The sequence below is a fragment of the Wolbachia endosymbiont (group B) of Silvanus unidentatus genome, from assembly GCF_964028615.1.
In the GTDB taxonomy this organism is placed as follows: Bacteria; Pseudomonadota; Alphaproteobacteria; order Rickettsiales; family Anaplasmataceae; genus Wolbachia.
The window spans coordinates 1,051,921-1,064,605 of the sequence record NZ_OZ034795.1; the positions used below are offsets into that span (position 1 = coordinate 1,051,921).

General features: G+C 34.8%; 11 protein-coding genes and 1 pseudogene. 4 read left to right on the forward strand and 8 right to left on the reverse strand.

Annotated elements, in window-relative coordinates:
* Positions 1-227 precede the first annotated feature (227 nt).
* Both ABWU65_RS04950 and bcp read right to left on the reverse strand, forming a co-directional pair.
* A pseudogene (locus ABWU65_RS04950) lies at positions 228-758 on the reverse strand (AAA family ATPase); the annotation flags it as partial.
* 8 nt (positions 759-766) lie between these two features.
* Positions 767-1,234, reverse strand: a complete 468-nt coding sequence (gene bcp, locus ABWU65_RS04955) for a thioredoxin-dependent thiol peroxidase (protein WP_007302297.1) — start codon at positions 1,232-1,234, stop codon at positions 767-769.
* 63 nt (positions 1,235-1,297) lie between these two features.
* On the opposite strand from bcp, the gene gshB reads away from it, so the two are divergent.
* Entirely contained in the window at positions 1,298-2,224 is a 927-nt protein-coding gene (gshB, locus tag ABWU65_RS04960; RefSeq protein ID WP_007302296.1) for a glutathione synthase, read from the forward strand.
* On the opposite strand, the gene ABWU65_RS04965 is transcribed toward gshB, so the two are convergent.
* The gene (locus ABWU65_RS04965) at positions 2,209-3,231 is read right to left on the reverse strand and encodes a UDP-N-acetylglucosamine--N-acetylmuramyl-(pentapeptide) pyrophosphoryl-undecaprenol N-acetylglucosamine transferase (RefSeq protein WP_007302295.1); all 1,023 of its coding nucleotides are present in this window, start codon (positions 3,229-3,231) and stop codon (positions 2,209-2,211) included. The two genes, gshB and ABWU65_RS04965, sit on opposite strands and share 16 nt — an antisense overlap.
* Before the next feature lie 73 nt (positions 3,232-3,304).
* Between ABWU65_RS04965 and ABWU65_RS04970 the strand changes: the two genes are divergently transcribed.
* Positions 3,305-3,664, forward strand: coding sequence for a hypothetical protein (locus ABWU65_RS04970; RefSeq protein ID WP_012481944.1), 360 nt, complete (start codon positions 3,305-3,307; stop codon positions 3,662-3,664).
* 1 nt (position 3,665) lies between these two features.
* Here ABWU65_RS04970 and lpdA read toward each other — a convergent pair whose 3' ends face one another.
* The 5 genes from lpdA to der all read right to left on the reverse strand — a co-directional run bounded on the left by lpdA (position 3,666) and on the right by der (position 9,635).
* Positions 3,666-5,051: a dihydrolipoyl dehydrogenase gene (gene lpdA / locus ABWU65_RS04975; protein WP_353280394.1), complete on the reverse strand. Its 1,386-nt coding sequence runs from the start codon at positions 5,049-5,051 to the stop codon at positions 3,666-3,668.
* Between the two features lie 638 nt (positions 5,052-5,689).
* Positions 5,690-6,568, reverse strand: coding sequence for an aminoglycoside phosphotransferase family protein (locus ABWU65_RS04980; RefSeq protein WP_019078632.1), 879 nt, complete (start codon positions 6,566-6,568; stop codon positions 5,690-5,692).
* Positions 6,556-7,047 (reverse strand): disulfide bond formation protein B, encoded by a 492-nt coding sequence (locus ABWU65_RS04985; protein WP_012481943.1) that lies wholly within the window; start codon positions 7,045-7,047, stop codon positions 6,556-6,558. Before ABWU65_RS04985 ends, ABWU65_RS04980 begins: the two co-directional genes overlap by 13 nt.
* Before the next feature lie 98 nt (positions 7,048-7,145).
* Positions 7,146-8,177: a hypothetical protein gene (locus ABWU65_RS04990; RefSeq protein WP_353280396.1), complete on the reverse strand. Its 1,032-nt coding sequence runs from the start codon at positions 8,175-8,177 to the stop codon at positions 7,146-7,148.
* 132 nt (positions 8,178-8,309) lie between these two features.
* On the reverse strand, positions 8,310-9,635 hold the full coding sequence (gene der / locus ABWU65_RS04995) for a ribosome biogenesis GTPase Der (protein ID WP_353280398.1): 1,326 nt from the start codon (positions 9,633-9,635) through the stop codon (positions 8,310-8,312).
* A 135-nt stretch (positions 9,636-9,770) separates the two neighbouring features.
* Here der and ABWU65_RS05000 point away from each other — a divergent pair, with 135 nt between their 5' ends.
* A complete protein-coding gene (locus ABWU65_RS05000; protein ID WP_353280400.1) occupies positions 9,771-10,595 on the forward strand; it encodes a hypothetical protein in 825 nt (274 codons plus the stop codon).
* 124 nt (positions 10,596-10,719) lie between these two features.
* The gene (locus ABWU65_RS05005) at positions 10,720-12,246 is read left to right on the forward strand and encodes an acyl-CoA carboxylase subunit beta (RefSeq protein ID WP_007302285.1); all 1,527 of its coding nucleotides are present in this window, start codon (positions 10,720-10,722) and stop codon (positions 12,244-12,246) included.
* Positions 12,247-12,685: the final 439 nt, after the last annotated feature.

A 12,685-nucleotide genomic window follows, 5' to 3' on the forward strand; every position in this document is an offset into this window, starting at 1 on the left:
AATAAATAACCTCGATAGTTTAATTAATTTAAGATTGTAAACGGGTGCATACATATGTCCCATGCAACTATTCAAACGTATCGAGAGATGGGGCTAGTTTACCTTGATGGCTACGGTTGTAATACCAACTTTCATTCGGTCGCACACGCCCGTGATAGCCCTATTCCTATAGTGAGTAGGGTTATCTTTCCCTCTTATCTCTTTTATATCACATTTTTAACTTACAAACTTTCGTCCAAAATATTCTCTCTAAGCAATTTACTTCGCTCATGCTTAGCTTTTCTATATTTCATGTAGCAATAGGTGTAATTTTCTTCAAATAGTGAAACTATACGGTCTAAAAATTTTAACCTGTCACTTGGAGAATTAAGAAGAATATAGTCCATTTGTGGAATTAGCCATATTACATTAGATATTCTATACAAAGATGAGTAGCTTGACTGCGTTTTCCCATCAATTTGTATTAATTTCTTATTAAGATTCTTTCCTATACCAATTGAGTTAAGCTCTGCTCCATTGAAAAAATCATAATACACTACCCAACTTTCATTACTGCGCCTATTTTGCATCTCATTGATTTTTGCTTTTTTCATTCCGTTGCTTTTAGCAAGCAATGAGATTGCTTCAAGTATATTAGTTTTTCCAATACCATTTTTGCCAGTTACTACAACTGGTCTATCATCTAAATCCAGTTCAAAGTTTGAATGACTACGAAAGTTATATAATTTCAGTTTTTTTATATAGCAATGGGTAGTCATTCTTTAATTTATATTCTCCTTACTTCTTCTAGAACCTCATCAACATGTCCACTAACTTTTACGTTTTTCCAGATCTTCACTACTTTACCTTTTTTATCGATTAAAAAAGTAGTGCGCTCTATTCCCATATACTTTTTGCCAAACATGCTTTTCTCTACCCAAACACCATACTTTTCCAACATTTCAGCATTTTCATCAGAAACTAAAGAAAATGGCAGAGAATATTTTGCTTTGAAGTTAGCGTGGCACTTAACGCTATCTTTTGATACACCAATTATCACTGTGTCAAAAGAAGAGAAATTTTCTATATTGTCTCTAAAGCCTTTTGCCTCCATTGTGCAGCCCGGAGTATCGTCTTTAGGATAAAAATAAAGGACTACATTTTTTTTATCAAAAAATTCACTCAGCGATAAAATTTCGCCAGAATCTGTTGGCAAACTAAAATCAGGTGCATTATTTCCTACTGTTAATTCCATACTTTGCTCCATTATTAACACTTTTATGGTACTATAGTATATTGTAATAGGAAGGGAGGATAAATGAAAGTAGCTTTTCAAATGGATGAAAATATAAATTTTGAAACTGATACTACATTTGCATTAATAAAAGAAGCGCAGAGGAGAAAGCACGAAATTTTTGTCTATGTTCCTAATAATCTAGCACTCAAGTTAAATCAGTCAATTGCTCTTGCTCAGAAAGTCAGCGTTGATGATTTTGGTTTTACTTCTAAAGAAGATGTAACTATAGATTTGAATGAAATGGATATCATACTTATCAGGCAGGACCCACCTTTTGATATGCGGTACATTACAACAACCTATATCTTAGAAAAGACTACTGCGTTAGTAATAAATAATCCAACAGAAATAAGAAACTGTCCTGAAAAATTAATTACTTCACTATTTCTAGAGCTAATTCCTCCAACTTTGATCACTGAAAATATATCGATGATTAGAAATTTTTGTCACGACTATCAAGATATCATCTTGAAACCACTATATAGCTATGGAGGAAATGACGTAATAAGAATACAAGACCAAAATAGCATTCAAGTGGTAGTCGATCTCATGATTGCAAAATATGAATGTCCTGTAATTGCACAAGCATTTTGTAAAAAGATAAATACAGATAAAAGAATACTGCTACTGGATGGAAAGCCAATAGGAGTAATGAAGCGAGTTCCAAAGTCTAGCGGAGAAATCAGAACAAATATGAGGCTTGGAGCAAGTTTTGAATCTATTGAAATGAATGATAGAGACACTGAAATATGTAATAAAATCGGTCCTGAGCTAAAGAAAAGAGGGCTAATATTTGTTGGTATTGATATTATAGATGACTTCCTTCTTGAAATTAACACAACTTCGCCTACGGGAGTAGTTTATATCAATAAGTTGTATAGTAAATCACTAGAAAAAGAACTATGGGATGCATTTGAAGAAAAAGCAATTCGTCAACTAAGTTCTTGAGCTATTGCCTTAATAAATTCAGTAACTCCATTCCTTATTCTTGTTTTCTTAGTATTATTAGCCATATCACGCAATTTTTGACAATTTTGCAATAAATCAACTAGCAACTCTCCTAGATTCTTTTTCGCGTTACTATTTTGCTCAACCATTACAGCTGCTCCCGAATCTTCAATATGTTTTGCATTATAAAATTGATGGTTATCTTTTGAGTGAGGATAAGGAATATATACAGCAGGACGCTCAGCAAGAGTAATCTCTGCTATTGAAGTTGCCCCCGCTCTGCTAATTACCAAATGAGCATTGGCCAGTTTATTTTCCATATCATCGAAAAACTCACTTAACTCACAATCAATTCCTTCACTTTTGTATAGACTCTTGACCTTGTTTATATTTTTCTTCGTACATTGCTGCGTTACTCTAATCCTCTCTTTTACTTCAACAGGTAGATCACAAATTACGCTGCTCACTACATCATCAAAAAAATTTGCACCCTGACTGCCTGCTATTATTAACACGTTTAAAACTGTTTCAGCTCTAGAATAGCCTTGTGCTTCTATATCGACAAAATTTCCTGTAAAAACGCATTTACTACCTTCTGCATACTTAGTCTCTGGAAAGCTAGTTGCAATTAATTTTGCACTCTTGAAAAAGAATCTATTTACTCTCCCTAAAACTGTGTTTTGTTCATGTAAAACTATAGGTATAGAAAGAATCTTTGCTGCAAGAAGAGTTGGAAAAGAAGCGTAGCTACCAAAACCAATGATTAGCTTTGGTTTTAATTTTCTCGTTTGATACAGTGCTAATACACAACTATACATTAACAAAAAGAGAAACTTCAATTTGTTGCCACTTGGCTTGCACAATGGTAAAATATAACTTTCTATATTGATGGTTTTTTGATCAGTGAATAATATACAATTGTGCCCTTGTACCTTTAGTGCTTTTGCTAAGGTTATAGCTGGAAAAACATGCCCACCTGTACCGCCTGTTGCTAGAATAATAGTCATCTGTAAGTAGTAATTTGATAATAGATTGTTAATTATTTTTTAATACTTTGCATGTAAAATTTTATCAAGCTTTATGATAGTTGAGTTAAAAATGCCTAAAAGTAGTGACAGTAAAAAAGAATCTAACGTAAAAAATAAGCCTCAAGAGCAAAGCAGAAGCGGAGGTTTATTAAAAAACATAATAAAAGCTCTTTTTAACTCAGTTGTTGATCTACCTCAGCAAGAACAACTCAATAAAAATATTGATAGACAACAAGGTTTAGACAGTAAAAGAAAAAGCCCAGAGGATCTTAATCGGGAAAAAAAGCTTGAAGTGAAAGAAGCAGCTGAAGGGTTAAAAGAAAAGTTAGAAAAATCTGATATTGGTAATCAATCTATTAGAATTGAATCGCCTAATCAGGATACTTGTAGCTCCAAAACGATAGAACGTTAGTTCAACTATTCAGCGATTCACCATCTGCAGCAAGTACTGACTCATGTATCATCTCTGAAATGGTTGGATGAGGAAAAATCGTAGATTTTATGTCGAAGTCTGTTCCTTCTAGTTGCTTTGCAAGAGCAAAATTGCTAATTAACTCTGTTACTTCCGCACCTATCATGTGGCTACCCAGAAGTTCGCCTGTTTTTTTGTCTATAATTGTTTTCACTAAACCTTCAGTTTCACTTAGTGCAATAGATTTACCATTAAAGTTGGAGTGAAATTTTCCTACTTTTATATCGTATCCACTTTTTATTGCCTGTTCCTCAGTAAGGCCAACGCTTGCTACTTGCGGATGAGAGTAAGTGCAATTTGGTATGCACTCTTTTTTTAACTTATGAGCATTTTTACCGGCAATTTTCTCAACACAGATTACAGCTTCATGACTTGCTTTATGCGCTAAACATGGGGGACCAGCTACATCACCTATTGCATACACACTTGATTCACTTGTTTCATACCACTCATTCGTTTCAATGAAACCAGAAGAACTCAACTTAATTTTTGTATTTTCTAAACCTATATTTTCAGTGTTTGCTTGCACGCCAACTGCAACAATCACCCTATCAAATTCTTTGCTCTCACCACTACTTAGTAACACTTGAGCAAAGTCTTTATTTTTAGTCAAAGCTTTTACGCTACTGTTTGTATATATTTTTATCCTTTGTTTTGTGAATATTTCTTGTGCTAAATTTGAAATATCTTTATCTTCCAGCGGCAAAATAGTGTCTTTTACTTCTATAATTGTTACATCAACTCCCAAAGTACTATAAAAACTTGCAAACTCTATTCCTATCGCACCAGAACCTATGATTAGTAGAGATTTTGGTAACTTCTTTGGAGTCATAGCGTGCTGCGCATTCCATATTAAATCTCCATCTACTTCGATTCCAGGAAGATTTCTTGCCCTTACACCTGTTGCTAAAATGATATGCTTGGAAGAAATTTCCTCCTCCTTTTTGTCATTAAGAATTTTTATAGTACGATTACCTGCAAGTTTACCGAAGCCTTGATGGACTTTGATGTTATTTTTTTTCATCAAATACTCAACACCACTTGATAGCTTGCCAACAACGTTCCTTGAATATTTCACCATTGATTGTATATTAAAACTTGCATCCTTTACTTTTATGCCAAATTCTTCTGATCTTCTTATTAATCTATAAATTTCAGATGCTCTAAGTAGCGATTTTGTTGGTATACATCCCCAATTTAAGCATATACCACCCAAATTTTCCTCCTTTTCAACAATTGCAGTTTTAAGTCCAAGCTGCGCCGCTCTAATTGCTGCTATATAACCACCAGGACCGCTGCCTATAACTGTAATATCATACTCATTCATCAGTTTTCTTCGTATGCAAAAGACTATATATAACAGATGGAACCCGTATGATCAATGCTCAGGTGTATAGAAGCGACTTGACAAACCTTCCCACGTTCCTTATCATATCAATAGGAGTATTTATCCTTGTTTTTAATCTCTGCAGATTTAACAACAAAATTCAGTAAAAACTCAGATATTTATTGGCAAATTACAAAAAATTATAGCGGCTGCATGTCTTTTTTTATTTTTTCTACATTCAGCCAAAACGCGCTTTAAATAAGCGTTAGCACATTATTACAACGCCAATTTACATTATTATAGGGTCAAAACTCACTACTGGGGGATTCTTTTGCCTTTTTTCTATTTGGTAAATTTCTTAATATTTGTAGCTAAAATTTCAGGATGTCATTCCAGCACTTCTTATTACCTGTTCTGGATCCCAGTATCTGGGCACTGGGATGACAAAAACATAAGATGACACCGAAGGGGCTACTCGCATCTTTTTAGCCCAAATCACAATGTTCGTACAGCTGTGACTAGTATGACACCTTCCTTATACAAAAAATTTTTTGATAAAAAAACTGGATTTCAATACTGAGATTACATCCTTTCTAGTGGAGATTGCTCTCAAATCACAATGTTCATACAAATATACTTTATGAATTGCGTTTATAATCTCTAAACACTTCATTAATAGTGTGCCAAGCTTCGACAGCGTTCGTGTTTGTGGTAATATCAGCAAGAGCCTTCCATAAAGCCCAGGCACGGCCACGAGTCCAAGTGCTAGCATCCAACGGAAGCATTGCACGGAAGATTTTTCGGCTTTCTCCTCTAAGCAGCGTCCAAGCAATCATTAGATCGCAAGCGGGATCGCCGATCCCCAATCCTCCAAAATCAATGACGGCACTCAATTTTCCTTCTTGCACCAATAGGTTGCCAGCGCTAACGTCACCATGGACCCACACTGGCAAACCTTTCCAAGCGCTTGCTAGCGCTGCTTCCCAGAGCTCGATTGCAGCATTGGCATCTATTCTATCTTTTAGAACGGCAATTGCTTGCTTTGTCTCAGCATTATAGGTTGTTAGTACCCCTCCACGATAGAAATTATGTGGTCCGGGAAGAGGCCCATCTGTGGTATCTATGCGTTGTAAAGCAGCGAGAAATTGAGCAAGGCTGGTTGCAAAGTTATTCAGATCTGCTATGTGCACAGATGCAGCGGTGTTGCCATCAATCCATTGGTAAATAGACCATTGCCATGGGTAACCCTCACACGACTCTCCCATTGCCAAAGGCTTTGGAATTGAAAGTGGCAGTAAAGGTGCCAACCTGGGTAACCACTTTTGTTCCTTTTCCACCTGCATTGCATACTTTGCAGCGCTTGGCATACGCACAAGCATGTGATCACCCAGACGAAATGTTCTATTGTCCCATCCACCGGGCACGATTTGGCAGATAGACAGATCTTTAAATTGCGGAAACTGGGTGACAACTAAGCGGTGTACAAATGCAGCATCTACTCTTGCTACTTTTTGCACCAATTGTGCCTTAAATTTCTTTCTTTACAATATATCCTACCTGATACAAACAGGGCTACTATAAGATAAATAAGATTCCATGTTGCTAATGAAACACCAAAAATATAATGAGGCCTGTCACAAGACGGAGAGTAATTGGGGTTTAATAGATTATTTCTCAACTCTTCTATGCTAACGTTACCACTTGCTTGCTCTGTACAGCCTAAAACATCATGAAATAAGTGGAGTTCAAGACCTACATGATAAAAAGATATTATTGCACCAATGAGATAGCTGCAAAACATCGCATAGATTAGGATTTTGTTGTCTTTGAACATGTACGCAACTGCAAGTAGCCCTGTAACATAGTAAACTACTCGCTCGTATATGCATAACTTGCATGGTAGCATATTGAAGAAATACTCTAGCACATATGCAAAAATCAGAGCAGCGGCACTTGACAGCAAAAAGATTGTAGAACTGTTATTTATATCTGACATAATTAACGAATTACCACAACAACCGAAAAAGTCAACTTTTGTTTAATAATGTTCTATATAATTATAAAGCGACACATATCACTCTATAACTTTTTTATCTAGCCTCTATGCATGTATTCACAGCTAGATACTGATTTAGTTTGCATACTAGTTACAACCCTAGTATCACTATCTATTTTTGCAATTTCTTCTTTGGTATACAATTCATCCTTGTTTTTCGTCCAGCTATTGTCATATTGAATATCAACTTCTCCTCCATTGGTTTTAAACCCAAATGTTTCTTGCATAAGCAATCTTGCTTCTTCCAAACGTCTGTTGTAACGTTTGTTAGAATCTTGATAGCTAGATATAAGAAGAAGAACGTCATTAGAAAGAGTGAAATATACTATCTCTTCCATAATTTTGTAAATCTCATGTTCTGATAACTTAAACAAAGGATAATCTTTTTGAAACTTATTCTTTACTTCATTGTAAATTTCCATAATTTTTACTCTACCAGCATCGCTTAGAGCAATGATAGCATTTTCAATACTTGCTATACCATCATAGTCATAACCTTTTCTGTCATTTTCAGCAACCAAAAAGCCATGCACAGCCTGAATCTCACCAACTTTCTTATCTTCTTTAGGTAAAATATCAAAATCAAAATAGATCATAGGAGATTTCAATACCAACAACATAAATATACGCATGCTGTCTATCTCAACACCAAAAGATAATCTTTCATCTTCTGGAATAGAGTATAGATCTTTGAAATATTGAGATACATTGTATAAAGGACATTTAGATAGTTTTGTTTTCTTATCTGTTTGTAAGTGAAAGCTAAATTCATACTCTCCTAAATCCAGCTCATTAAAGTCTATAAGCTCTATGTTTTTGTTTGGGTTAAACTCTCTGTTTGATATTTTATTCTCCAACTCTTTACGTTGCGTAGGAGTAAAACCAGATCCATTTATTACTAATTTCACTACACGCGTATCTTCCCTTTTTGCCCAATTGCTCAATCTTTCCAAATATTTTTCTGGAATCGGGTATCCATATCTTTTTGGAAGCCACTGAAATACTAAAGGTGTATCAACCGTGAAAGTATGTGGAGATCCAGGCCTTAAATCTTGTCCTTTATAATTCATAGCAAAAGTACTAAACAAGTTAATACTTTACTATATAATATTAATTTATCAACTACTTATTTAAGTAATATTATTTACTTATTAATAATATTACTAAGATAAAAAAGTATATTATTAGTAAAACAAGATTATCTACTTTACATAGGGGTTTTTATTCTTTTTCAAAAGCAATCTAACTGGTACACCTTCAACAAAGAAGTTTTTTCTAAGACCATTAGTCAAATAACGTTTATAACTCTCATCAACACTTTCCGGGACGTTGCATACCAAAGAAAAAGCTGGAGGTTTGGTGCCAATTTGAGCAATATACTTCATTTTAATCTCTCTACCTTTTATAAGTGGGTGAGAATGTTTTTCCACAGCATCTATTAGCCAATTATTCAGTTTTGCAGTGCTGATCTTCTTGTTTAAGGATTCACTCACTTCAAGACACTTATCTATCACATCACCACAGCGCATACCTTTCAATGCAGAAATTGTTACAGTTGGCACTTCCAAAAATAACCGAGTCACTTCCTGTTGTTTGACAAATTTTATTAACTTACTTCTGTCATCCTTACCTATTAAATCCCACTTATTTAAAACAATGATAATTCCCTTCCCCCCTTTAATTGCAGCTTCAGCAATTGATAAATCCTGCTGCTCAACGCCAAGCAAGGAATCTAGCATTAAAATCACTACATGAGAGCGCTTTATTGACTCTATACTTTTTTCAACAAATCTTGATTCTAAGTTATCAACAACATTTGCCTTTCTGCGGATTCCCGCAGTGTCGATGAGAGTGATTAATTTCCCATTATGGTCGTATGAAATATCCACAGAGTCACGCGTGGTACCGGGTTCTGAGCTTACTATTAGTCTATTTTCTGCAAGTAAACTGTTTAAAAAAGTTGATTTTCCAACGTTTGGGCGACCGATGATCGCAATCCTCAGTCTAATGGACTCACTTTCAGGCAGCTCAGTGCCTTCGCTAAGACCTTCAATCACACCAGCTAATGCATCATAAAGATCAACCATGCCAAGATTATGCTCGGCTGAGATGTATACCGGACCTATGAAATTGAAAAACTGCAAATAATCAACATTTTCCGATTTATGACTTTCACATTTGTTTGCTATTAGTATTACAGGTTTATTTGTTTTTCTCTTCAGCCACTTTGCAAACTCTTTGTTCTGCTCGTTTTGCACTTTTGCATCAACAAGAAAGAAAACTACATCTGCACTCGACAAAGAAAACTCTATTTGTTCAATAACTTGTAGTGAAAAACTGGTTTGGTCATTCCATCCTCCTGTATCTATGACTTTAAACTCTAAATCACTAATTCTTCCAATTCCTTCACGCCTATCTCTCGTTACTCCTGGAATGTCACTAACTACCGCTGCTTTTCTTCCCACCAGCCTATTAAATAGAGTTGACTTGCCTGCATTTGGAAGGCCTATTATGACTATTTTCAGCATAGTTTAAGAGCGTATTTTATAAATAGTAAATTATAATCAAAATTTTTTAATTTAACTATTAACTTGATAGATTATATACCTATCCTAAAATTAGGATATTTTATCTTAAGTTTATTATGTAGAATTGGAGGCGCTATGCATAATGCAAATGAAACTTTAATAATGAATTTCGGTCAAGTTGCTCAATTAACTCCTCAAATTTATAAATTAGGGACACCTTATAACAAAAGGACACGTATATATAACTATATAACTTTGGCTAAAGCATTGGAAAATCTCAATGATCCATCCCGGTCACATGAAAATAAGGAGCTTTTTTTGAGTGACAATGATGAAGAAACTAAGAAATTTCTGAGTGTAATTCGAAAAGGAATTGCTGAATATACAGGTAATGATTCTATAGATGTGAGGTTGAGAGGAAAAGAAGATAAATCATTTACTGCATGGGTATCGTTAAAAGAAGGCAGAGGTGAGTTAAAATTTGATAACTCATTTCCTGGTAAAGCCTTAAAGGATAGTAATCCAAAAATTGGAGCTTTTACATTGGTATCTCCAGAAGATAAAAGGTTGGTGCGTGTTTCACAAAGTGATGATGGTGTAAGGCTTTATCAAATACTAAATGAGTCTTGTATAATTAAATTTAACTGGAAAGTGGGTGATAGAGATTGCAGTATTGCTTTAAATATTAGTGGAAATGGTAACGTATTTTGTACTGATTTAAGTGATAATATAAGTCCTGAGGACTTCGAGGAAAACAAAGCTGTAAAAATAAAAATTGGCTATTATGAGAATAAGAAGATGGATAAATATAATGACATGACTCTAGCAAAATTGGTCTCATTGGCTTCAAACTTACAAGGAATTGAAAGAGAAGTTATAACAATTAATCCATCAACAGGTGTAACAAGTGCAAGTGCACAGAATGTTAGTGAGTCTCAGCATTCTCAAAATATTAAATAGAAATTGCTAGCGCATTAATTATCGTACACATACACCGTTGCATGCAGTAACGGTGTATGTGTATAATCAATAGGATTTGTAAGCTCAATAAAGTTTACAACCAATTTGAAAGTTATTTTACTACATGCAAGACTCTGAAATACTAGAAACTCTAAAGATCAAAACATTAGAAGCCGAAAAAGGAGGAGGTCCTGATAGAGTTAATAAGCAACATGAAAAAGGAAAGCTAACCGCTAGAGAAAGGCTGAGTATATTGCTCGATGAAAATTCATTTCAAGAGTATGATAAGTTTGTGAAGCATCACGCAACTGATTTTGGCATGCAAAATGCTGATTTTTTAGGTGATGGAGTTGTAATTGGCCATGGTACTATTCATGGCAGAAAAGTTTTTGTTTATTCTCAGGATTTCACTGTCTTTGGTGGATCACTTGGTGCATCACATGCAAAAAAAATATGCAAAATTATGGATATGGCAATTAATGCCAGGATTCCAATTATCGGACTAAACGACTCTGGTGGAGCTAGAATTCAAGAGGGAGTAAATTCCCTTGCTGGTTACGGAGAAATTTTTCAAAGGAATGTAAATGCATCAGGCGTTATACCACAAATCTCTCTAATCATGGGCCCATGTGCTGGCGGTGCAGTTTACTCTCCAGCGCTAACCGATTTTATTTTCATGGTAAAAAATAGCTCATACATGTTTATAACCGGACCAGATGTAGTGAAAAAAGTTACCTATGAAGATGTAAGCCACGAAGATCTTGGTGGAGCAAAAATTCATACAAGCAAAACAGGAGTAGCAGATTTTGCGTTCAATAACGATGTTGAAATGCTGCTGAGAATCCGTGAATTCCTTACCTTTTTACCAGTAAATAATCAAGAGTCAACGAAATCTGTACCAATCTGCAACTTAATTGATGATGTTGATGAATCTTTGAACACTCTAGTTCCTAGTAATCCTAATACTCCTTATGATATGTATGAACTTATTGAAAAGGTGTGTGATGAAAGGAAATTTTTTGCACTAAAACCCGATTTTGCCCGTAACATCATAATTGGCTTTGGCAGAATTGGAGGAAATACTATTGGTGTTGTTGCAAATCAACCTATGCACCTTGCAGGATGCTTGGATATTGACTCTTCAAGAAAAGCTGCGAGGTTTGTAAGATTTTGTGACGCATTTAACATTCCCATCATCACACTTATTGATGTTCCAGGTTTCCTGCCAGGTACAAATCAAGAATACAATAATATAATACAACACGGAGCGAAACTGCTTTACGCTTATGCTGAAGCGACCGTGCCGAAAATTAGCCTTATCACTAGAAAAGCGTATGGTGGTGCATATATTGTTATGAACTCAAAGCATCTAAAAGGTGATATAAATTATGCTTGGCCAACCGCTGAAATAGCTGTAATGGGACCTGAAAGTGCAGTTGAAATTATATTTAGGCATGAAAAAGACCAGCAAACGTTAATCAAAGAATATAAAGAGAAATTTGCTAATCCATTTTTTGCTGCATCACATGGATACATTGATGACATTATAGTGCCAAGTAAAACAAGGCATCACTTTCACAAAGCATTAGAGCTACTTAAAAACAAGAAAGTAGAAAGAATATGGAAGAAGCATGATAATCTTCCTTTGTAACTTTACTCTCAGTCTTTATTGTAAGGTCTACAGTGCCGTTACACCAAGTTGGATTACCAATAACGCTAACTTTTGGGTTCCTTTTTTCTATAATATATTCTTATAGCTAAAAAATTACTTCCGCATATTCTAAATCTGATTATAATGACAATTAGAGATACTTTTAGAGCTCAAAAATTTATCTTTGTCTGCAGACTTTTTTTTATTAAACAATCAAACTCATAAAAAAATGTAGCGTATCCTCTTCAGCGTATGTGGGTGCATACACACATACTTAATTTCTGTCGTATGTGCATTGCATTTTTTTCTAATCTTTTTTTTCAAAGGAGGATTTTATGTCCAGAATTCCAGATATTTGACGTTTACTTTAGCTAATAAAAACCAACTGGTACCTGCGGTTTTTATAGCCTCAAAATTTCAATCAAAATTCAACTATCAT

What these genes read in the sequence shown, in the direction of transcription:
- bcp (WP_007302297.1), bottom strand. Translation starts at nt 1,234, where the DNA reads ATGGAATTAACAGTAGGAAATAATGCACCTGATTTTAGTTTGCCAACA.
- gshB (WP_007302296.1), top strand. Translation starts at nt 1,298, where the DNA reads ATGAAAGTAGCTTTTCAAATGGATGAAAATATAAATTTTGAAACTGAT.
- ABWU65_RS04965 (WP_007302295.1), bottom strand. Translation starts at nt 3,231, where the DNA reads ATGACTATTATTCTAGCAACAGGCGGTACAGGTGGGCATGTTTTTCCA.
- ABWU65_RS04970 (WP_012481944.1), top strand. Translation starts at nt 3,305, where the DNA reads ATGATAGTTGAGTTAAAAATGCCTAAAAGTAGTGACAGTAAAAAAGAA.
- lpdA (WP_353280394.1), bottom strand. Translation starts at nt 5,051, where the DNA reads ATGAATGAGTATGATATTACAGTTATAGGCAGCGGTCCTGGTGGTTAT.
- ABWU65_RS04985 (WP_012481943.1), bottom strand. Translation starts at nt 7,047, where the DNA reads ATGTCAGATATAAATAACAGTTCTACAATCTTTTTGCTGTCAAGTGCC.
- ABWU65_RS04990 (WP_353280396.1), bottom strand. Translation starts at nt 8,177, where the DNA reads ATGAATTATAAAGGACAAGATTTAAGGCCTGGATCTCCACATACTTTC.
- der (WP_353280398.1), bottom strand. Translation starts at nt 9,635, where the DNA reads ATGCTGAAAATAGTCATAATAGGCCTTCCAAATGCAGGCAAGTCAACT.
- ABWU65_RS05000 (WP_353280400.1), top strand. Translation starts at nt 9,771, where the DNA reads ATGCATAATGCAAATGAAACTTTAATAATGAATTTCGGTCAAGTTGCT.
- ABWU65_RS05005 (WP_007302285.1), top strand. Translation starts at nt 10,720, where the DNA reads ATGCAAGACTCTGAAATACTAGAAACTCTAAAGATCAAAACATTAGAA.